Raw genomic sequence first — 21,553 nt, forward strand, 5'->3', positions numbered from 1 at the left:
AGCCTGCCATGTCTGAATCATCTTCACCGGGATCGATAGCCTGCCGCGCTGGCTCCATCTGGGCCATCCGCCAAAACCTGGGGCGCCGGCTCACCGGGGCGCTCGCCGTCGCCGGCCTGCTCGTGCCGCTGCTCGGCTGGGTGCTGGCCGCCGGCAGCGGTCTGGCAGACCCCGTGTTCCTGCCCGGCCCGGCGGCGGTGCTGGGCCAACTCTTTTCCTGGATGACGCAAGACGCTCTTCTGGCCGATGCCGGCATCAGCGTGCTGCGCGTCGTCGGTGGCTGGGCGCTGTCGGCCCTGGTGGCGCTGCCGCTGGGCTTGTGCATAGGCACCTGGCGCTCGGTGCAGGCCCTGCTCGAAGCCTTGATCGACTTCATCCGCTACATGCCGGCGGTGGCTTTCGTGCCGCTGGTGATGCTGTGGGTCGGAATCGACGAGGGCGCGAAGATCGCCATCATCTTCATCGGCACGTTTTTTCAGATGGTGCTGATGGTGGCCGAGGATGTGCGGCTGGTGCCGATGGCGCAGATCGAGGCGGCGCAGACCATGGGGGCCAGCCGTGGCGAGATTGTCCAGTACGTGATCTTGCCTGCGGCCAAGCCGGCGCTGCTCGACACCTTGCGCATCACCATGGGCTGGGCCTGGACCTACCTGGTCGTGGCCGAACTGGTGGCAGCCAATTCGGGTCTTGGTTTTGCCATTCTCAAGGCCCAGCGCTTTTTGCAGACCGACAAGATTTTTGCCGGCATCTTGCTCATCGGCGCCATCGGACTGCTGAGCGACCAGCTCTTTCGCCTGGCGCACCGGCGGGCGTTTCCATGGCTGCACGCCCGGGGTTGAGCGATGAAAATCCAGTGTCGAAACCTGTCGAAGTTCTTTGGCGCCGGGGCGCAGCGCCTGACTGCGCTCGACAACATCGGGCTGCAGGTGCAGCACAACGAATTCGTGACGCTGGTGGGCGCTTCGGGCTGCGGCAAATCGACCCTGCTGCGCATGCTCGCCGGGCTGGAGCGCGCAGACCAGGGGGCGTTGCTGATCGACGGCCGCCATGTGACAGACCCCGGCATTGCCCGCGCGCTGGTGTTTCAGCACTACAGCCTCTACCCATGGCTTACGGTGCTGAACAACATCAAGTTCTGCCGCCGGCTCGATGTGCATCGCCGGCACAGCACCAGTGCCAGCGTAGAGGCCGCGTCCGGCCGTGCCGATGCGCTGGTGCGGCTGATGGGGCTCGCCGCCTGCATCGACGCCTACCCGAACCAGTTGTCCGGCGGCATGCAGCAGCGCGTGGCCATTGCCCGCGCGCTGATGGGCCGGCCCGAGATTTTGTTGATGGACGAGCCTTTCGGCGCGCTCGATGCGCAGACCCGCGAAGTGATGCACGACCTGATCCTGCATGTGCACCGGCTCGAACAAAGCACCATCGTTTTCGTCACGCACGATGTCGAGGAGGCGATTTACCTGGGCCACCGGGTGGTGCTGATGGCGCCACGGCCCGGCCGCATCGACAGCATCTACGAGGTGCCGCTGCCGCGCGAGCGCACCAGGGACATGAAACATGCGCCGCAGTTTCTGGCGCTCAAGCGCGAACTGCTCGACCGCATCCGGGACACCTCGGGCATCGAGACCGACCTCGATCTGCTCGACCAACTCAGCCGCAACGGCGCCAGTGCCCCGCAGGGCGACTGACCCCGCGCCAACGAACGACCACCCCCACCTGTGAAAAAACCATGCCAAACCGCCACGCCAGCACCGAAGACCAGGCCGTCGATCAGGCCGTCGATCAGGCCGCTGATCAGGCCGTGGATGCCCCCCCTTCGTGGCAGCGCTTTGCCCCCGATCTCGCGCCCGGGAGCGTGCTGTGCAGCGAGATCATTCCCGGCGGCGGCCACTGGAGCTGGCGGCTGTCGCGGGGCACCCGTTTGCGCTTTGGCGCGCTGGGCGAACGCGCCAACTGCGCGCTGGTGCTGTATGCGGCGCACGATCATCTGGAGCGCTACAACATGCCGGACACCTGCAAGGCGCTGCATACCGCGCACCTGACCCGCGGCCATGTGCTGATGAGCGACATGGGGCGCGCGATGGCGTCGATCACACAGGATTCGCTGGGCTGGCATGACCCCTTCGGCGCACTGCTGGACACGCCACGGATGCAGGCCAAGTACGGCCGGCAGCGCTTCGAGACGCAGCGCAATGCGATGCACCGCAGCGGGCGCGACGGACTGCTGATCGAGATCGGCAAATACGGCCTGTCGGCGCGCGACTTGATCACGCCGGTCAACCTGTTCAGCCGCGTGGTGGTGGACCCCGAAGGCCGGTTCGACTTCGATGCCCGGCGCAGGGTTCTGGGGCACTCGGTGGAACTCAGATGCGACATCGACCTGATCGTCGCCCTGTCCTGCGCGCCCCATCCGCTCGACCCGCGCCCGGACTACGCGCCAGGCCCGCTGGGCATCGCCGCCTGGCGCTCGGGGCCGGCCGCGCCCGAGGACTTTTGCCGCAACTGGCGCCCGCAATGCGCGCGCGCAATGCACAACAGCGATGTGTTTGCACGCTGCTGACGGCGCCACACCCCCCAGGAAAACACCATGCACACCATGCACACGGCAACACCCACCGCTTTCCCATCCCCTGCCTGCGCGGCAACGGCCTCCCTTCGGGAAAGCCGCCTCGATGTGGCCAGCGCCGCAACGCGGCATCGGCAGCCTGCGGGCGAGCCTTATCTGGCCGAGATCGGGGCCGGCCAGATCGTTCGCATCGTCGACCTCGAAGGCAATCAGGCGGTCGATGCGCTTTTCTACAACCGGCATGACCTGGCCGAGCACTACAGCATGGCCGAAACGCTCTTGCACCAGGGCGGCGTTTACCTGACGAGCGACTCGATGCTGATGTCGTCACGAGGGCGCGCGATGCTGACCATCGTCGCCGACACCTGCGGCAGGCACGACACGCTCGGCGGCGCCTGCGCCGCCGAGAGCAACACCGTCCGCTACGCGCTGCAAAAGAAATTCATGCACTCCTGCCGCGACAACTATCTGCTGGCCATCGCCGATGCCGGCATCGGTCTGGGCAAGCGGGACCTGGTGCCGAACATCAATTTCTTCATGAACGTTCCGGTCACGCCGCAAGGCGGGCTGCAGTTTGCCGACGGCGTGTCCGGCCCCGGAAAGTATGTCGAACTGCGCGCCGAGATGGATGTCTGGATGCTGCTCTCGAACTGCCCGCAACTGAACAACCCTTGCAATGCCTACGAGCCGACGGCGATCGAACTCATCGTCTGGAATCCCTGCGCCTGACGCGCGGACCGGCAGGACGCCCCCCCGCCCCGAGAAAACACCCCCACCCCCATGCCCACCCCTCCTGGCTTCGACAAGGTACTGATTGCCAACCGGGGCGCCATTGCCTGCCGCATCATCCGCAGCCTGCGCAGCCTGGGCCTCGGATCGGTGGCCGTGTACTCCGAAGCCGATGCCGACTCGGCCCATGTGGCGCAGGCCGATCAGGCGCTGTGCATCGGGCCGGCAGCGGCGGCGCGCAGCTATCTCGATGCCGACCGCATTCTGGCGGCGGCCCGCGAATCGGGCGCCGGCGCGATCCACCCCGGGTATGGCTTTTTGTCGGAAAGCCCGGACTTCGCCGAGGCTTGCGAAGCCGCCGGCCTGGTCTTCATCGGCCCGACGCCCGCGCAGATGCGGGCCTTCGGCTTCAAGCACCAGGCGCGCGCGCTGGCGCAGGCCCATGGCGTGCCGCTGCTGCCGGGCACGGGCCTGCTGGCAGACCTTGCCGAGGCCGTCGCCCAAGCCCGGCGCATAGGCTATCCGGTGATGCTCAAAAGCAGCGCCGGCGGTGGCGGCATCGGCATGCGGCTGGTGCGCGACGCCGGGGAACTGGCTGCCGCGTTCGAGGCCGTCGCGCACCTGGCGCGCGCCCACTTCAACGACGCCGGCCTGTTTCTGGAAAAATTCGTCGAACCGGCGCGCCACATCGAAGTGCAGTTGTTCGGCGACGGCCAAGGCCGGGTGGTCGCGCTCGGCGAGCGTGACTGCTCGGCCCAGCGGCGCAACCAGAAAGTCATCGAAGAAACGCCGGCGCCACATCTGGCGGCCGGCACCCGCGCTGCGCTGATCGATGCGGCGCTGCGGCTGGGACGGGCGGTCAACTACCGCTCGGCCGGCACGGTGGAGTTCGTGCTGGACGCGGCGAGCCAGCAGTTTTACTTTCTCGAAGTCAACACCCGCTTGCAAGTCGAGCATGGCGTGACGGAGCAGGTCACGGGCATCGACCTGGTGCGCGCCATGGTGCAACTGGCGCAGCGGGCCTGCGGCGACGGGTTCCCGATGCCGCTGCCGACACCCCGGGGCGCAGCGATCGAGGTGCGCCTGTACGCCGAGGACCCGGCGCGCAATTTTCAGCCCAGCGCGGGTTTGCTGACCGATGTGCACTTCGCGCCCGAAGCGCGCACCGAGACCTGGGTGGCCAGCGGCAGCCAAGTCAGCGCGCACTACGACCCGCTGCTGGCCAAGCTCATCGTCACCGGCGCCGACCGTGCCGATGCGGTGCGCAAACTACAGGCCGCGCTGGCAGCCACCAGGCTGGCGGGCATAGAAACCAATCTGCGCTACCTGCGGGCGCTTGCCGCATCGCCGATGTTCTGCGCGGGCCGAATCGCCACCGGGTCGCTGGCGGACTTCGCTTACCGCCCCCGCGCCTTCGAGGTGCTGGAGCCGGGCCTGCAGACCACGGTGCAGGACTGGCCAGGCCGCCAGGGGTACTGGGATGTCGGCGTGCCGCCATCGGGCCCGATGGACGATCTCGGGTTTCGGCTGGCCAACCGCCTGGTGGGCAACGACAGCGCGGCGGCCGGCCTGGAATGCACGCTCAAAGGCCCGACCCTGCGCTTTCACCACGCTGCGGTGGTGGCCCTGTGTGGCGCGGCGATGCAGTGCACGCTCGACGGCAAGCCGCTGGACCTGTGGCGGGCGCATAGCGTCGCCGCCGGCAGCGTGCTGGCGCTCGGCGCCGTTCAGGGCGGCGGCGGCAGCCGTTGCTATCTGGCGCTGCGCGGCGGCATCGATGTGCCCGCCTACCTGGGCAGCCGCGCCACCTTCACGCTGGGCCGGTTTGGCGGGCATGCCGGGCGCACATTGCAGGTCGGCGACATGCTGCACATCGGCGCCGAGCCGCCGGGCAGCATCGGCGCAGCGCTGCCGGCCGACGCCATTGCGCGCTACGCCGGGCCGGGGCAGGAATGGGACATCGCCGTGCTCTGCGGCCCGCAGGGCGCGCCGGACTTTTTCACCGACGCCGACATGCGCATGCTCTTCGACAGCGCCTGGGAGGTGCACTACCACTGCAGCCGCACCGGCGTGCGTCTGATCGGGCCCCGGCCGGTCTGGGCACGGCCCGACGGTGGTGAAGCGGGCCTGCATCCGTCGAACATCCACGACAACGCCTACGCCATCGGGGCCATCGACTTCACCGGCGACATGCCGGTGATCCTGGGGCCTGATGGCCCGAGCCTGGGCGGCTTCGTCTGCCCGGCCGTGGTCGTCGCGGCCGAGCGCTGGAAACTGGGCCAGCTGTGCCCGGGGGACAAAGTCCGGCTGCGCTGCGTTGCGCCAGAGGTGGCGGCCGCACTCCAGGCGGCGCAGCAACGGCACATCGCCACCTTGACCGCTGCGGCGCCGGTCGACCGAACGCCGCTGACGCACCCCGGCACGCCCATCCTTTGCGCCCGCCGGGCCGCAGCAGACCCCTGCGGCATGGTCATGCGCCAGGCGGGAGATTGCTACCTGTTGGTCGAGTGGGGCGGGCCGCAGTTGGACATCATGCTGCGCATGCGCATCCACGCAATGCAAATGTCGCTGCGCGACAGCGCGCAAGACGGCATCATCGATCTGACCCCGGGCATCCGCTCGCTGCAGATCCACTTCGACCCGGCGCTGGTCCGGCGCGAGCAGTTGATCGACCGGCTGCTGGCCGCCGATCAGGCGCTGGGCGATACCGACGATCTGGTGCTTGCCTCGCGCACCATTCATCTGCCGCTGTGCTGGGACGACAGCGCAACGCGCATGGCCATCGCCAAGTACATGCAGTCGGTGCGCACCGACGCGCCATGGTGCCCGGACAATATCGAGTTCATCCGCCGCATCAACGGCCTGCAAAGCATCGACGAAGTGCGCCGCGTGGTTTTTGCCGCCAGCTACCTGGTGCTCGGCCTGGGGGATGTCTACCTCGGCGCGCCGGTGGCCACGCCGGTCGATCCACGGCATCGCCTGGTCACGAGCAAATACAACCCGGCACGCACCTGGACGCCGGAGAACGCCGTCGGCATCGGCGGCGCCTACATGTGCATCTACGGCATGGAAGGCCCGGGCGGCTACCAGTTCGTCGGGCGAACGCTGCAAATGTGGAACCGCTGGCCGGATGCCGGCGCCGGCGCATCCGGCTTCGAGCCGGGCCGGCCATGGCTGCTGCGCCTGTTCGACCAGATCCGTTTTTATCCGGTCAGCGAGCAGGAACTGCTGCAAATCCGCCGCGACTTTCCCGCAGGACGCCACGCGCTGCGCATCCAGGACGGCCGGTTCAGCATGCGTGAATACCGGGCTTTTTTGCAAGACAACGGCGCCAGCATCGCCCGATTCAAGTCGACCCAGCAGCGGGCCTTCGACGCCGAGCGCGAGCGCTGGCACGGGCCGGAGCAGTCCGGGCACTCTGCCGCGCCCGAAGTCTGCGCCGCGCCGCAGGAGCACGCCGGGCTGCCTGATGCGCCAGCCGCGCTCCCGCCGGAGGCCCACAGCGTGGTCAGCCCGCTGCCCGGCAGCGTCTGGAAGGTCGCGGCCAAACAAGGCGAGCGGGTCAGCGCCGGCGATCTGCTCGTGGTCGTCGAGTCGATGAAGATGGAGTTTGCCGTCTGCGCCCCCGTCGCCGGCCATGTCTGGCAGATCCGCTGTGCCGAAGGCACGACCGTAGTCGCCGGTCAGGACCTGGTGGTGCTGATCGCGGCCCGAACGGACAGCGCAACGGCGCGCTGACGGGTTCGGCGCGCGGATTGGCCAGCTCGCCTGCCCCCCCATGGCCTGGCACAGACTGCGCAGATCGCGCACTGCCGGCAGGCACTCGGGCGCCGCGCAGCCGATCAGCCCCTGTGCACGCAGGCGATGCGCCAAGCGGCTGGCGTGCCGCAGCGCCATCGCGTCGTCCGCCCGGCCCTGCCCGATCGTTTTACGGCCAGATGGCGGTTGGTGACACGACTGTCGGGCCTACCCTCAGATGGTGTGCGCTGCTGTCAAAGCAGCCATGCGTCGGATCCCGTGGAATCCGGAACGCCGACGAAGCCCAGTTCCGGGCCTGCCCTGCCGGGCCAGGGCGGATCAGCGGTGGTGCCGCAAGCGCTGGCACCATCAGCGACTGCGTCCCGGAGGTACAGGTTGTCATAGTCCCCCGGAGCGCTCGGCGTGCCATTGCCCGTGGTGCCGTTGCTGCTCTTGGAACCATGGATTGCATTGCCCAGTTTGGCCAGGATTTCCGTGATGTCCAGAATGCCGCCATCGGTCAGCGGGAACTGCGCGGCGATGTCGTCGTTGGCCGGGTCGCTTTCATGCAAGGCGCCATCGTTGGCGGACTTGTCGGTGGCGCCCTCAGTGGATGCCCTGCTTTCGTCACCGCCCAGGGCGTCATCGCCTCCCTGACCCTGCGGCATGTCATTGCTTTCCCCTCTGCGGGCCGTGTTGGTGCCCGTGGTGCCGTTGGTGGCATTGGTTCCACCCGGGATCCTGGCCATGATCGCGGCCAGGTTCCAGGTGGTGCCATCGGCAAACCTGAACTGCTGCACCGGGTTGTAGGCGTTCGCCGGGTCATTGCTGTAGAAGAACCCGTTGATGACGATCTTGTCGGTGGTGCCCGCGATCGAGACTTCCAGCGCACCGTTACCGCCCCAGTAGTTGTCGTAGACCCGCCTGAGCACGATCTCTCCCGTGGACACACCTCCTTGAACTGCAGCGTACTGCGCTTGCCTGCCGTGGTGTCGTTGGTGTTGCCGGAGATCAGGTCTTGGCCGTCACCCTTGCCGAACTGGTAGATGTTGTTGCCATAGCCACCGTTCAGTGTGTCGCTGCCGGCGCCGCCGTCCAGCGTGTCATCTCCGTTCCCGGAATGGATGTGATCGTCACCGCCCTTGCCTGACAAGATGTCATTGCCATCGCGGCCATAGAGGTAATCCACCTCCGCCGTCCCCACCAATAAATCCGGCCGCGAGGTGCCGGTGAGGTTGTGTTCGGTGGACGCAGCGAAGCGGACTGTCCAACTGCTCAGTTCTTCGCTGAATGCGCCCAGGTCGGGGGTGGCGTTGATTTGGGTGATCAGGAAGTCGATGGCGTTCCAGCCAAGATTCTTCAGCCGGGTTTCTCCCGCAGCGCTCAGAAATTCGACCAGATCAATGATTCCATCGCGTGGACTGGCTGCAACTGCCTGCTCGAAGGCTGCCTCAAGTCGCAGATAGGACAATGACATGCTCCCATCAGCAACTACGATATCAATCGTATTGAAATATGGGTTCAGCCTCGTTCTCAATAACAATGACTCATAAATGTCCGTCTTGAATCGGTCATAGGCCAAGGAAATGCTGGCGATCTGCTCGGCGGCCAGCGTTACCGTGATATTGCCGGAACTGGCATCCAATGGCGTGAGCCGGGCTTGTCCGTTGGCACCGCCGTAGGTGAAGCCCATAAAGCGCTCGATCACGCCCAGTTTGCGGACGAATTCGTCGTAGGCCTGCGTGCCTGCGGTCAGCCCCGTCAAGTGCTAAGTCAATCTGACGCCACTGCCGGCGAGGGCATCGGCCTGCGCCTTCAGCGATTGCAGATCGGATGTGTCGGCCCATTTTTCGATAAAGCCGTCGAGCTTGTCGATCTGCCCTTGGCGGGTGGTTTGTTGGGTGTAGGTCTGTACCCAATCGCCGAGATCGGTCGAGAGGCTGATGGCTTCGTTCAAATCGCGCACCTGGCCGGAGCCGCGCAGCGTCGGTAACCCCTTGGCTTGGTCGGTGAACGGAATATGATCAGTAAACTGCCGATAGAAGGTATTGACCATCAAGTCCAGATTGGCTGCTGCACCGTTGGTCTGGCCCGTTGTGCCGTCGAATCGGGTGAAGGTGCCTGCCGCTGTCTGTGCATTGCCGTTGCCCAAGTCGGTGCGCATTACGCTCGTGTTGACGCCAATCGCAACGACATCGTTGGCGCTGAGCGTGGTCAACTCGTTGGTTTGGCTGATACCGTCCTGGTTCAGGTCGCGCCAGATGCGCAGATTGGTAAAGACGCTGTCTGCGGAATCGATCTTGCCGTCCTGGTTGGCGTCCAGGTCTCTGAGTGCGTCAAAGCCGTCGGTGGCCCATTGACCGTTGCTCTTGAGCGGAGCGTGTCCACGCCAAAGAGTTCACGGCCCGAATCGATGGTGCCGTTGCCATTGCGGTCCAATACCAGCCAGCCGTCATCAGGTCTGACCCAGCCGGTGCCGGTTTTGACGCCATCGGCATCGTGGTCGAACACAATGACGGTACCGTCGCGGACGCTTGTGGTTTCGATGCCGTCGCCATCGAGGTCGAGAACCAGCGGGTCGCGGCGCGGGGGCGTGGTTCCATCTGCGCCTGCGTTGCCACCAGTCCTGCCTGTACCACCAGCAGCACCGCCGCCGCCGCCGGAGCCACCCGCGCCATCGGCAGCACCGCCGGAGCCGCTCGCACCATCGGCAGCATCGCCGCCACCGCCAGGCTGGTGGTGGTTATCCCACCAATCTTGGGGATTGATTTGTCGACCTTGTGGATCTTTCATTTGGTAATGCACATGCTGTCTGAACTCACTGGCACCTTTTGGACCCCTGCCGCCCATCGTGCCAATGGCATCACCTGCCTTCACCGCATCCCCGACTGTGACATATTGTGAATAAGTATGGAGAATCTCGTGACTATTCCCACCTGCATCACGAATCCTGATGGTGCCGTATCGGCCGCCCACGAAAGTTACTGTTCCACCAATAGGAGAGTAAACTGTCGGGTTTGTCAGGTTAATTCCTGATTGTCCACCTTGGTAATTAAAATCAACTCCGCCGTGAGGACTCGAACTACCTCGGTTCTCACCATAGTTGCCAGTAACGTGTGGTGCTGTGCCATTTTAAAGCGACCAATTTTCAATTCGTTCCAAGTACCAGCACGAATTTCGGTTAAAGAAATAATTAATCTTATAATCAGTATCGTTCTTCTCTAGAATTAATTCGACATGATTTGACTTACGATCGTCGATGCGCAAAACGAGCGATTTTTGCTTTCTCTCGATCTCGTTAGGCATAACTGGGAATAGAACTTGATCACGCCAAAGTTCTCGCACAATAGGCTTTGGCTCAGGTTCTGCAGCTAGATTCAATTGTAGCTGCTTGAGCGGATATTTTATGAATTTCATTTGAACGTCCTTGCTTTCGGAAAATACTTGTATGAATTTATCAAAATCCTGCGAAGGACACGCGATTCGATCGCCGGCAGAAGCCTGTTCGACGGGGTGACTTACAGAATCAGAATCGAGCGCATGTACGTAACCACAAATGGTAAAAATCAATGAAAAGACAGTGCATTTTAATTGATTCACGGTTCTCTCCTTACAAAACACAATTTACACAACCAAGCCAGTACCTATTCCAATCAATATGATTGCGCTGCGCTCTGATCGATCTGCATTGGCATTTCTCCATTCCGGGCGTCTGTTTGACTTCGCGATGATATTGCCCAACCTTCCCGCGCATGGCATGGCACATGTTTCCTTTGTATCGTCGGTCGATGCCAGATCGAGATCATTGATTGCCATGTGCGATGAGCGGTATTTTTGACGCCATCGGCATCATGGTCAAACAAGATGGTCGCTCCATCGCGCGTGCTGGTGCACCACCGCTCGAGGTGTCGTTGCCATGCCCCCCATCGATGACGTCGGCTCCTGCCTGGCCATCGATCACGTCGTCGCCAGTGGTTCCGGTGATGCCGTCTGCCGCAGCCGTGCCGGCGATCACCCATGGAACGTCCGCGTCGGCCGGTCATTTTCCGCACACTCATTCATCGACACGGACGCCTGATTGCGCGACGGTGGCAGCCCATTTCTTTTGCTCTTCCACAATCAGTTCGGCAAATTCCTGCGATGTGCCGCCGACCGGATCGAAACCACGGCCCGCGAGGCGTTGCCGCACGTCCGGCATTTTGAGGATTTTCACGATCTCGCCGTTGAGCTGCGCCACGATCTTGTCGGGCGTGCCCGCAGGCGCCACCACGCCGTACCACTCGGTGAAATCAAGGTTCGGCACACCTGCCTGGGCCAATGTCGGAACGTTGGGCAGCAGCGCCAGCCGGCGTTTGCTCACCACCGCGAGCGCCTTGAGCTGACCAGACTTGAGCAGCGGCTCGACCACGGGAAAGCCCGGGAACATCAAATGAACATGGCCGCCGAGCATGTCTGCCAGCGCCGGCGGCGCCCCCTTGTAAGGCACATGAACGATGTCGATGCCGGCCTGTCGCTTGAAACCTTCGCCGATCAGGTGGAGTTGCGTTCCGGGCCCCGAGGATGCATAGCTGAGTTGTCCGGGACTCGCCTTGGCCTTTGCGATCAGTTCCGGCACCGAATGGGCCACTGAAGGGTGGGCCACCAGGACGTAGCTCAGCGTGACGAGTTGACTGACCGGCGTGAAGTCTCGCGCCAGATCGAACGGCAGATTGCGGTAGAGACTGCGGTTGATGATCATCGGCGTCGTCGCCATCAGGAGCGTGTATCCGTCGGGGGCGGATTGGGCCGCCATCGTCGCGCCGATGTTTCCGGCGGCGCCGGGTCGGTTGTCCACGATGACAGGCTGCCCCAGATTGACCGACAACTGCTCGGCAATGACACGCGCAGCGATGTCCACGCTGCCGCCGGCAGGCCACGGAACGATCAGTTTGACCGCGTGCTGTGGGTACACGGCTTGTGCGCAGGCGCCCGCGCTGGCAACGGCCCAGCACAGGGCGGCCCATGCCAGGCGCGCACGGCGTATCGGGTTTCTCATGACGGCTCCTTTGTCTCTCGATCGTTCGTCGGCGCGTCGGCGCGTTGGTGCGTCGGTGCATTGGTGCGTTGGTGTTGCCCACGCGATCGCCTCGGCCATTTTTCGGCGACCTTCCTGGCGTCGCCCAAGACCATCATGTCCGCCACCGGGTCAATGGTGTGCTGCACGGTGATGCCCTTGCCGGCGAGCTTGTGCGCGCGCGCCCTCAATTGCCCCTGTCCCTCGGCGCCGGCATGTCAACGCTTCTCCCTGGGCCTGTCATGGACGCCGGAGGCCTTCACGATCGGGCCCAGGCGCTCCATCTCGGACTTGATGTATGCGTCGAATTCCGCAAGCATGAGAAGCCTCGGGGTGAGGCCCTGCTCGGCGAACTTTTGCCTGAGGGTCGGTTCGTCGAGCACCGCCTGCATCGTTCGCGCCAACTGGCCCACGATCGGTGCCGGCACCTTGCCGGGCGCCACGAAGCCGAACCACATCGCGAACTGGTACGCCGGCAGGCCGGCTTCGCTCGTGGTGGGAACGTCACGGAGCAGGCTCAGTCGCTCGTGCCCGGTGACGGCCAGGGCCTGGAGCTTGCCTTCGCGAATCTGCCCGAGCACGAATGCGGAGGGCGTGAAGACCGACTGGATCCGATTGGTGACCAGGTCGGTTATCACTTCCGAAGACCGATACGGGACATGCGTCATCACCACCCCGGCCTGGGCTGCGAAATAGGCGCCGGCCAGATGGGTCTGACTGCCGATTCCCGACGAGCCGTAGTTGATCGCGCCCGGGTGCTGCCTGGCCAGGGCGACGAACTCGGCGAGGTTGCGCACGCCCAGCGCGGTCGGCACGGTGATGACTGCCGGCGCGTCCCCGATGAGGGCGATGCCGGTGAAGTCGCGCAAGGTGTCGTAGGGCATCGAGGCATACACGGCGGGATTGATCGCGTGCTGAGAGTTGACCATCAGGATGGTGTAGCCGTCGGGCGCCGACTTGGCCACTGCCTGCGCGGCGATGATCCCGCCCGCACCGGGCCTGTTGTCCACCACCACCGGTTGCCCGAGTTTCCTGGACATGCGGTCGGCAAATTCCCGGGCGACCAGATCGGTCGTCGTCCCGGGTGTGAGGGGGACCACCAGTTTCAGTGGCCGGCTGGGATAAGGGACCGCCTCCTGGGCCGGTACCTGAATCGCGCAAAGAGCCAGGCACAGCATGGTCAGGCATGGGGCGCGGGCGATGAACATCGTTGTCTCCTTATATCTTTCAGATCATTCAAACTTCAGTGGTCAAGGCGTGGTTGCCAGCCTTGATTGCTGAACTGGTTGACTCACCACCGTGCAGCCTGTGTCTCCTGCGAGCCCGAGCTCGAATTTCAGCCCAGGGCGCACGGTGGTGGTCTGTTTGTTCTGCCGCATCCCGAATGGTTGACCGAACACATTTCGTATTCATAAGGCTGGGAGCCACAGGACTTGTATGAGTGAACCCGTTTATGTAGGTATCGACGTGGCCAAGCGCACCTTCGAGGTGGCCACCACTGGTCAAGCACAGACCTTCAGTCTTGGCAACGATGAGGCCGGGCATGCCCAGTTGTGCCAACTGCTGGCGCCGCTGTCGCCGCGCCTGGTGCTGCTGGAGGCCACTGGCGGCTACGAGCAGGACCTGGCGCTTGCCTTGTCCGCGGCAGGCTTGCGTGTGTCGGTGATCAATCCGCGCCAAGCACGCGACTTTGCCCGCTGCATGGGCAAACTGGCCAAGACCGATCGCATCGATGCGCAGGCGCTGCGCGGCTTTGCAGCCTTGCTGGACGCCCAGGGTCACGAGCCGCGCATGCTGGCCGACGAGCAGCAGCGCGAGTTGACCGCCCTGGTGGTGCGCCGCCGCCAACTCGTGGCCATGCTGGTGGCCGAACGCCAGCGACTGGCCCTGGCACATCCCAAGGCCAAGCCCAGCATCCTGCGGATCATGGCTACCATTGCCGAGCAACTCAACGACCTGGACGGGCAGCTCAAGGAGCATGTCCTGGCACACCACGCCGATCTGGCGGCCTTGCTGACCTCGGTCAAGGGCGTGGGTCCCACCACGGCCAGCACGCTGCTGGCGCAACTGCCCGAGTTGGGCCAGCTCAATCGCAAGCAGATCACCTCGCTGGTGGGCTTGGCCCCCATCAATCGGGACTCGGGCACGCTGCGTGGGCAGCGCCACATCTTCGGTGGTCGCGCCGACGTGCGCCGCGTGCTGTTCGTGGCCGCCTTGGTAGGCACGCGCTTCAATCCCGTGCTCAAAGCCTTCTATGCAAGGCTGCTGGCCGCCGGCAAGCCCAAAAAGGTCGCTCTGGTCGCCTGCATGCACAAGTTGTTGGTCATCTTGAACGCCATCGCTCGCACCAAGTCGCCTTGGCGCAACGAGCTTGCTGAAGCGGTTTGACTTTGTCATTCAAGATGGTTGCTGGTGCGGTCTGGTTCGCCGCACTATGGGTCGGTGGGTCGGTGGGTCGGTGGGTCGGTGTGGGTCTGCGCGGGTCGGTGTTGGAGGGATGGGGCGCTCGCCGGGCCGTCGTTGCGGCCAGGCATGGCGTGCTGCATGGCTGCCCCGTTCAGGCCGCCGCGTTCGACTTCCTGCGCTGAGGCTGCGCCCCCTGGTCGCGCCACTGGGCCATCAGGCGCTCGCGCTTGGTGTTCGCAGCGGCGGCGTTGCGCGCCTTGACATGGCCGTAGCCACGAATCTCCTCCGGTATCCTGGCAACTTCCAGGGCCAGGTCCAGGTTCTGCGCCGACAGCGTTGGCAACAGTTCCTCGATGCTGCGTCGATATTCAACGATGAGCGCCCTGTCGCGCCTGCGCTCTTGCGCGTAGCCGAAGGGGTCGAAGGCCGTGCCGCGCAGGCCCTTGAGCCGTGCCAGGACGCGCAACGCACTGCGCATCCACGGGCCGTACTCGCCCTTGAGCGGTTCGCCGTCGCGCTTCTTCCGGGCGAACATCGGCGGTGCCAAGTGGTGCACCAGGCGCACCTTGCCTTCGAACATGGATTCGATCTGCTTGCGGAATGCCGCGCCGGTATGCAGGCGCGCCACCTCGTACTCATCCTTGTAGGCCATCAGTTTGAACAGCGAACGGGCGACCGCCTCGGTCAGGCGCGTGTTCCCGACGACCGACTCGCTGCTGCGCACGCTGGCGATGAAGGTCTCATACCGGTCGGCGTAGGCGCGACTCTGGTATCCGGCAAGAAATTGCGCGTGCTTGCCGATGAGCTCGCCCACCGACGGCTGGCGCGTGAATTCGATGACGTGGGCGTTGGCCGCTGGCAAGGGCACCCTGGACATGTCGTGCGCGCACTGGCGCCCCCACTCGAAGGCGGCCTGGTTGCTCTCCACCTGCACGCCATTGAGTTCGATGGCGCGCATCAGCGATGCCAGGGACAGCGGTACCTTGCCCTTTTGCCAAGCGAAGCCGAGCAGCAGCAGGTTGGCATAGATCGACTGCCCCAGCAGTTGCGTGGCCACCTGTTCGGCATCGAAGCTGGCCACTTGGCCGTGGCCGACAGCCTGGGCGATCCTTGCGACGGCCTGATCGGCCTGCGCGTCCCAGTCCGGGTTCTTGACAAAGGCCGCGGTTGGCGTGGGATGGCTATTGAGCACGACCCAGGTGCGTCCGGGCGACATCGTGGCCAGCGTGGTTTTGCTGGCGGCAACCACCGTATCGCAGGCGATCACCAGGTCCGCCATGGCGACATCGACGCGGCTGGCATGCAGCGCATCCGGACTGGCGGCGATCTGGATATGGCTCCAGGTAGCGCCGCCCATCTGCGCCATGCCGGTGGCATCTTGCGTGATCACGCCCTTGCCTTCCAGGTGCGCGGCCATGCCGAGCACGCCGCCGATGGTCACGATGCCGGTGCCGCCGATGCCAGCCACGACGATGCGTCGCGGCGTGGCGGCGTCCGGCAGGTCGGGCATGGGAATGGGAATGGCGTCCGGGACCAAGGCCCTTCCGTTGCCGGCGGCGGCCGGCTTCTTCAACTGGCCGCCCTCCACCGTCACGAAGCTCGGGCAAAACCCTTTGACGCAGGAGAAGTCCTTGTTGCAGGTGTTCTGGTTGACCTTGCGCTTGCGGCCGAAATCGGTCTCCACCGGCAGCACAGCCAGGCAGTTGCTCTGCACGGAGCAGTCGCCGCAGCCTTCGCACACCAGTTCGTTGATCAGCACGCGCCTGACCGGCTCGGCCATGGTGCCGCGCTTGCGCTCACGGCGTTTCTTGGTCGCGCATGCCTGGTCGTAGATGATCACGGTGACGCCGTCCACCTCGCGCAGTTCGCGTTGCACGGTGTCGAGCTCGTCGCGGTGCCGGATGGTCACGCCCGGCGCCAGATCGGTGACGCCCCGGTACTTGGCCGGCTCGTCGGTCACCACGACGATCTGGCGCGCGCCCTCGGCCGCCAGTTCGCGCGACATGGCCGGCACGCCGAGCTGGCCGCCATCCACCGGTTGGCCGCCGGTCATGGCGACGGCGCTGTTGAAAAGGATCTTGTAGGTCAGGTTGACGCCGGCGTTGATCGACTGGCGCACTGCGAGCAGGCCCGAGTGGTGGTATGTGCCGTCGCCCAGATTGGCGAACATGTGCTTGCGCTTGCTGAAGGGCGCCTGGCCGATCCAGGGCACGCCCTCGCCGCCCATCTGCGTCCACGAGGTGGTCGAGCGGTCCATCCACGTCACCATGCCGTGGCAGCCGATGCCGGCCATGGCGATGGAGCCTTCCGGCACGCGCGTGCTGGTGTTGTGCGGGCAACCGGGGCAAAACCATGGCAGGCGGTCGGTGCTGCGGCTGTCGCCCTGCGCGGCGGACTGCTGCTGCCTGGCCTCGATTGCCATCAGGCGCATGTCCATGCGGGCGGCCACATCGGGCGGCACGCCAAGAAGTTTCAGGCGCTGGGCGATGGCCTGCGCCACCAGCGCCGGCGACAGGTCGGCCTTGGCGCGCAGCAGCCAACTGTCGGCGGGCCTGCCGTGGCTCCATTCGCCGCCGACGCCTTCCGTGTGGCCGTATTTGCCGAACACGGCGGGGCGATTCTGCGGCGGGCAGTGGTACAGCTCATCCTTGAGTTGCTGCTCGATGATGGGCCGCTTTTCTTCGACCACCAGGATTTCGCGCAGGCCGTGGGCAAACCCGCGCACGCTGGCCGGCTCCAATGGCCACACCACGCTGACTTTGTGCACCCGGATGCCGAGCGCACGGCAGACCGTGTCATCCAGACCGAGGTCGAGCAGCGCCTGGCGCGTGTCGCCATAGGCCTTGCCGCTGGCAATGATTCCCAGCCGGTCGTTCTGGCTCGCCACCACGTCGTGGTTCAGGCGGTTCGCCCGCACATAGGCCAGCGCAGCCGGCCACTTGAACTCCATCATGCGCGCCTCCGCCCCCAGCGGGTCGTCGGGCCACCGGATATGGATGCCGCCCTCGGGCATGGCGCAGTCTTCCGGCAGGACGATGCGGACACGGTCTGCGCCGGTCAGCACCGATGCGCCCGACTCCACCACTTCCTGCACCGTCTTCATGCCGGCCCACAGTCCGCTGAAGCGGCTCATGGCGAAGGCATGCACGCCAAGGTCGAGAATGTCCTGCACGTTGGCGGGAAAGAACACCGGCAGTCCGCATGCCATGAACGTATGGTCGCTTTGGTGCGCCAGCGTGCTGCTCTTGGACACATGGTCGTCGCCAGCCACGGCGATCACGCCGCCCAGCGGCGCGGTGCCGGCCAGGTTGGCGTGCTTGAGCGCATCGCCGCTGCGATCCACGCCCGGTCCCTTGCCGTACCAGATGCCGAACACGCCGTCGTACTTCTTGCTGGCCGCATCGAACTCCAGTTGTTGCGACCCCCACACGGCGGTGACGCCGAGTTCCTCATTGACGCCGGGCTTGAAGACCACATGGTGGTTGGCCAGATGCTCGCTCGCCTGCCACAGCGCCAGGTCATAGCCGCCCAGCGGCGATCCGCGATAGCCGGAAATGAACGCGGCGGTGTGGTGGCCGGCGTTCGCATCGCGCATCCGTTGCAGCATGGGCAGCCGCACGAGGGCCTGCACGCCGCTCATGAACGCGCGCCCGGTGGCAAGGGTGTAGCGGTCGTCGAGGGTCGCTGTCTCGATAGCTTGGCGATGCAGTGGGGAAACCGGTGCGTTCATGGGGATGTCTCGCTGGCCATGTCTCGTATGGATGGGACGCTCAGGCGGGAAAAGCCAGTTGCCGACTCGTTCCGAGCGCGCGCAATTGATGCACCAGGCGCTCGGGCAGTTCGATGCCCATCCGTTGCGCCCGCTGCTCCTGTTCGGCAGCGCGCTGCCCCGGCAGGCGCGCGTGTGCGCCGCCGCAAGCGCGGTAGTGGTCGATCCACTGGCGCATGTAGTCGTCCCGCAGGGGCTGTGGCGCGAACGCCTGCGGCCTGAGCATCCAGATGAATGCGCTTTGCCGGCCCACGGCGCCTGAAGTCGGCACCTGCTGCCACTGCGGCGCAAACGACGCGGCGCTGGCCGCCAGTGCGCCGGCCAGGCACTCGACCACCATCGCGATGCCGATGCCCTTGTGCCCCCCCATCGGCAGCAGCGCGCCGGCCAGCGCCGCCTGGGGATCGGTGGTCGGGCACCCTTGGGAATCGAGAGCCCAGCCAGCGGGAATGTCGCGCCCCTCGCGCTCGGCCACCAGCACATGCCCGCGCGCCGCCACGCTGCAGGCGATGTCGAAGACGATAGGCGACCCGCCCGGCGCAGGACAGCCGAACGCGATCGGGTTATGCCCGATCGCTGCGCCGGTGAAGCCCTCCATCGCGAGCAGCGGCGGCGTGCGTTGTCCGACCAGGCACATCGCGCCGGCTTCGGCGGCAAGCAGCGCGTAGACACCGAGCGCGCCCATGTGGCCGCAGGACTGGATGGCCACCAGCACGCTGGCGCTGCGCTCGAGCCCCTGCAACGCGAGCCGCACGGCGCGGGCGCCGGCGATCTGGCCCATCGCGCCGTCGGCATCGAGCACGACCCCGCCGGGAAACTCGCGCTGGCGCAAGCGCGCGCTCGGGTTGAAATCCTGGGCCAGCAGGCGCTCGACATACGATGGCAGGCGCGCCATGCCGTGGGTCGCGTAGCCGCGCAGTTCGCTGCGCACCAGCAGTTGCGCCGCCTGCAGCGCATCCTCGGCCGGGACCTGGCACGACGCCAGGATTTGGGCGCTCCAGTCCGTCAAGGTCGCGATGGAATGGTTCGTCATGGCGGGCCATCGACCTGAGGACCCTGGCGCACGATCACCAGCCGCTCGGAAAAGGGGCCTGCGCAGACGCGCTGGTAGTACAGCGGCTTGTCCCTGAGCGTGTAGCCGCGCAGTTCCATCAGAAAGCCCGGCTTTTCCGGGTCCAGACCGAGCGCGCGGACCGCAACCGCCGTGGGCGGCGCAAAGCGGATCCATTGATCCACCCGCAGCGTGGGCAGGGCCAGCCGATGCAGCAGGAGTTCGCGCAGATTGCTTTCCAGTTCCTGGCGCTCCACGCCGCCGAGTTTGTCGAAATCTTCCTCGCGCAGCCAAAATTCGCTGCTGAGGTCGAACTTTCCGCCGATGTTGATCGTGCGATCGACGCGCACGAACGCCTGGCCTTCCAGAAAATCTGACCAGGGCCCCTTGCGCTTCATGCGCTTGACGCCATGGGCGTGGACGTAGGACGTGAGCGGATGGCCTTGCTCGTCGAGAAAGCGCAGGTGCCGCACGTCGGCCGGGGCCACCTTGTGCCCGGAGATGAAAGTCCCGCGCCCATGCTCGCGGCGGATGAGCCCGACGTGGGCCAGCCGCGCCAGCGCCTTTTGCATGGTGCCCACGCTCACCCGGTGCTGCACGGCGAGCTCTTCCTCGGACGGCAGGCGATGGCCCTCGCGCAATGCGCCCGATTCGATGGCTTCGATGATGGCGTTGGAGATGCGCTCGAGCTTGGTCATGCCGGCACACTCAGAGGCTGCGTTCGAACCGGCTGACGGCCGTTTCGCGGATGTTCAGGATCTCGCTGCTGATGCGGGTGCCTGAGCCGACCTCGGCCACGTAGTCGTAGAGCTGGTCGCCCAGGTCCGCAATTTTGGCCGAGGACTCGAAGATCGCACTGACATCGAAATCGATGTTGTCGCGCATCGAATGCACGGTGTTGACGTTGCCGCAGATCTTGATCGTTGGCGCCACCATGTTGCCGATCGGGTTGCCGACGCCGGTGCCAAAGCAGATCAGTTGGCAGCCGCCGGCGGCAAGGCCCGTCAGGTTCTCGACCGCGCCCGAGGGCGCATCCATGAAGTGCAGCCCCTTGCGCGCCGGCGCCTGGCCATAGCTCAGCACGCCCACGAGCGGGCTTTTGCCCGCCTTGGCCAATGCGCCCAGCGCCTTCTCCTCGACGGTGCTAAGCCCGCCGCGCTTGTTGTCGGGCGCGGGCTGCGAGTCGCGCATATCGACGCCGCGCGCCACCGCCATGGCTTCCATGCCCTGCACGGCATTCAGGAACGCCTGCCTGACCGTGGCGTCCACCGCGCGGGCTGCGAACAGATGCTCGGCGCCGATGAACTCGGAGGTTTCCGAGATGATGACCGTCCCGCCGGCATCGATCAGCCGGTCGGCGGCACGCCCGATCGTCGGGTTGCAGCTCAGGCCGGACGTGGTGTCCGACCCTCCGCACTCGACGCCCATGACCAGGTCCGACATCGGACAGGGCTGGCGCCTCATTTGCGAAGCCTGCCGCACCATGCGCGCCGCAAGGCGCGTTCCCTGCGCCACGCACTCGATCGTGCCATTGGGCTGCAGGTGCACGACCTCCACCGGCTTGCCCGCCGGACGGATGCGGCGCGCCACTTCTTCCGTGGACGATTCTTCGAGACCCACCAGCAGAACGCCTGCGATGTTCGGATTGCGCCCCAGTCCCGCCAGCGAATCGAGAGCGAACTCGAGATCGGCGCCGAACTGGCCGCGCACGAACGACGTGGTGACGGCAAGGGTTGCGTCCACGGCTTGCGCAATCGCGCGCGTCGCCGGATTGCAGTTGTCCATCACAGAGATGACGGCGATCCCGTTGCGCACGCCGGCGGGACCGTGTCCGCGCCGAAAGCCGAGAAATGTCTTGCTCATGGCCGAACTTCCTGGCGTTCCTGCCGGTCGCCGCGGGCACGCGCCGAATCGACGTTGTGCACATGGGCGTGCTCTCCCGCAGCGATGGCCCGCGTGGCACGGCCAATGACCTGCCCGTACTTGAGCACGTTGGCGCCCAAGGGGATCGGCGCGATGCAGATCTTGTGGCCGAACGCGATGTCTTGCCGCGCGATGACCTGGCCAGCAACCTCGCCTTGCAGTGTGCAGGTCTGGCCGTCCCTGGCGGGGTCGATCAAGGTGGCGACGTTATCGGCCGTGTGCAGGATGATGCCTCTTGGCATGATGTTGAATACTCCTATATAGGATGAGGTAAGCATGGGCACAGCGCCTTCACTCTATGGCAAGTAAACAGAGGAA

At 65.3% G+C, this 21,553-nt stretch carries 18 protein-coding genes and 2 pseudogenes; 6 read left to right on the forward strand and 14 right to left on the reverse strand.

Features of this window, described 5'->3' with window-relative positions; genetic code table 11:
- The first annotated feature begins 8 nt into the window (after positions 1-8).
- From VEIS_RS18345 to uca, 5 genes are read left to right on the forward strand one after another with little or no spacing between them, the layout of a single operon-like run.
- Complete coding sequence (locus tag VEIS_RS18345) at positions 9-839, forward strand: ABC transporter permease (RefSeq protein WP_011811489.1); 831 nt, start codon at positions 9-11, stop codon at positions 837-839.
- 3 nt (positions 840-842) lie between these two features.
- On the forward strand, positions 843-1,688 hold the full coding sequence (locus VEIS_RS18350) for an ABC transporter ATP-binding protein (RefSeq protein ID WP_011811490.1): 846 nt from the start codon (positions 843-845) through the stop codon (positions 1,686-1,688).
- Positions 1,689-1,729: 41 nt separating this feature from the next.
- Positions 1,730-2,560: an urea amidolyase associated protein UAAP1 gene (locus VEIS_RS18355; protein WP_011811491.1), complete on the forward strand. Its 831-nt coding sequence runs from the start codon at positions 1,730-1,732 to the stop codon at positions 2,558-2,560.
- Positions 2,561-2,587: 27 nt separating this feature from the next.
- Positions 2,588-3,295 (forward strand): urea amidolyase associated protein UAAP2, encoded by a 708-nt coding sequence (locus VEIS_RS18360; protein WP_011811492.1) that lies wholly within the window; start codon positions 2,588-2,590, stop codon positions 3,293-3,295.
- Between the two features lie 51 nt (positions 3,296-3,346).
- Positions 3,347-7,033, forward strand: a complete 3,687-nt coding sequence (gene uca / locus VEIS_RS18365; protein WP_011811493.1) for an urea carboxylase — start codon at positions 3,347-3,349, stop codon at positions 7,031-7,033.
- A 254-nt stretch (positions 7,034-7,287) separates the two neighbouring features.
- Here the strand turns inward: uca and VEIS_RS30740 are convergent, their stop codons facing one another.
- The 9 genes and pseudogenes from VEIS_RS30740 to VEIS_RS18385 form a co-directional block, all read right to left on the reverse strand.
- Positions 7,288-7,983 carry a calcium-binding protein gene (locus VEIS_RS30740; protein WP_083758671.1) on the reverse strand — a complete coding sequence of 232 codons (696 nt, stop codon included), beginning with the start codon at positions 7,981-7,983 and terminating at the stop codon, positions 7,288-7,290.
- Positions 7,984-8,099: 116 nt separating this feature from the next.
- A pseudogene (locus VEIS_RS31360) lies at positions 8,100-8,726 on the reverse strand (calcium-binding protein); the annotation flags it as partial.
- A gap of 75 nt (positions 8,727-8,801) precedes the next feature.
- A complete protein-coding gene (locus VEIS_RS30745) occupies positions 8,802-9,251 on the reverse strand; it encodes a hypothetical protein (protein WP_157048590.1) in 450 nt (149 codons plus the stop codon).
- A gap of 29 nt (positions 9,252-9,280) precedes the next feature.
- Complete coding sequence (locus tag VEIS_RS30750; RefSeq protein ID WP_407831846.1) at positions 9,281-10,063, reverse strand: M23 family metallopeptidase; 783 nt, start codon at positions 10,061-10,063, stop codon at positions 9,281-9,283.
- A gap of 102 nt (positions 10,064-10,165) precedes the next feature.
- On the reverse strand, positions 10,166-10,633 hold the full coding sequence (locus VEIS_RS29090) for a hypothetical protein (protein ID WP_157048591.1): 468 nt from the start codon (positions 10,631-10,633) through the stop codon (positions 10,166-10,168).
- Between the two features lie 55 nt (positions 10,634-10,688).
- A pseudogene (locus tag VEIS_RS31820) lies at positions 10,689-10,831 on the reverse strand (IS701 family transposase); the annotation flags it as partial.
- A 4-nt stretch (positions 10,832-10,835) separates the two neighbouring features.
- Entirely contained in the window at positions 10,836-11,048 is a 213-nt protein-coding gene (locus VEIS_RS29095) for a hemolysin-type calcium-binding region (protein WP_011811495.1), read from the reverse strand.
- 39 nt (positions 11,049-11,087) lie between these two features.
- Entirely contained in the window at positions 11,088-12,167 is a 1,080-nt protein-coding gene (locus tag VEIS_RS18375; protein ID WP_232287741.1) for a Bug family tripartite tricarboxylate transporter substrate binding protein, read from the reverse strand.
- A 137-nt stretch (positions 12,168-12,304) separates the two neighbouring features.
- Complete coding sequence (locus VEIS_RS18385; RefSeq protein WP_011811497.1) at positions 12,305-13,294, reverse strand: tripartite tricarboxylate transporter substrate binding protein; 990 nt, start codon at positions 13,292-13,294, stop codon at positions 12,305-12,307.
- 229 nt (positions 13,295-13,523) lie between these two features.
- Between VEIS_RS18385 and VEIS_RS18390 the strand changes: the two genes are divergently transcribed.
- On the forward strand, positions 13,524-14,474 hold the full coding sequence (locus tag VEIS_RS18390) for an IS110 family RNA-guided transposase (protein ID WP_011808093.1): 951 nt from the start codon (positions 13,524-13,526) through the stop codon (positions 14,472-14,474).
- A gap of 169 nt (positions 14,475-14,643) precedes the next feature.
- Here the strand turns inward: VEIS_RS18390 and VEIS_RS18395 are convergent, their stop codons facing one another.
- Genes VEIS_RS18395 through VEIS_RS18415 form a run of 5 tightly spaced genes read right to left on the reverse strand, consistent with a single transcriptional unit; the run spans position 14,644 to position 21,513 of the window.
- Positions 14,644-18,222, reverse strand: a complete 3,579-nt coding sequence (locus VEIS_RS18395; RefSeq protein ID WP_011811498.1) for an indolepyruvate ferredoxin oxidoreductase family protein — start codon at positions 18,220-18,222, stop codon at positions 14,644-14,646.
- A gap of 40 nt (positions 18,223-18,262) precedes the next feature.
- Positions 18,263-19,294: an Ldh family oxidoreductase gene (locus VEIS_RS18400; protein WP_011811499.1), complete on the reverse strand. Its 1,032-nt coding sequence runs from the start codon at positions 19,292-19,294 to the stop codon at positions 18,263-18,265.
- Complete coding sequence (locus VEIS_RS18405; RefSeq protein ID WP_011811500.1) at positions 19,291-20,010, reverse strand: GntR family transcriptional regulator; 720 nt, start codon at positions 20,008-20,010, stop codon at positions 19,291-19,293. Before VEIS_RS18405 ends, VEIS_RS18400 begins: the two co-directional genes overlap by 4 nt.
- Before the next feature lie 10 nt (positions 20,011-20,020).
- On the reverse strand, positions 20,021-21,175 hold the full coding sequence (locus VEIS_RS18410; protein ID WP_011811501.1) for a UxaA family hydrolase: 1,155 nt from the start codon (positions 21,173-21,175) through the stop codon (positions 20,021-20,023).
- On the reverse strand, positions 21,172-21,513 hold the full coding sequence (locus tag VEIS_RS18415) for a UxaA family hydrolase (RefSeq protein WP_011811502.1): 342 nt from the start codon (positions 21,511-21,513) through the stop codon (positions 21,172-21,174). Before VEIS_RS18415 ends, VEIS_RS18410 begins: the two co-directional genes overlap by 4 nt.
- Between the last annotated feature and the right edge of the window lie 40 nt (positions 21,514-21,553).

Origin of the sequence: Verminephrobacter eiseniae EF01-2, assembly GCF_000015565.1 — a bacterium.
Classification (GTDB): domain Bacteria; phylum Pseudomonadota; class Gammaproteobacteria; order Burkholderiales; family Burkholderiaceae_C; genus Acidovorax; species Acidovorax eiseniae.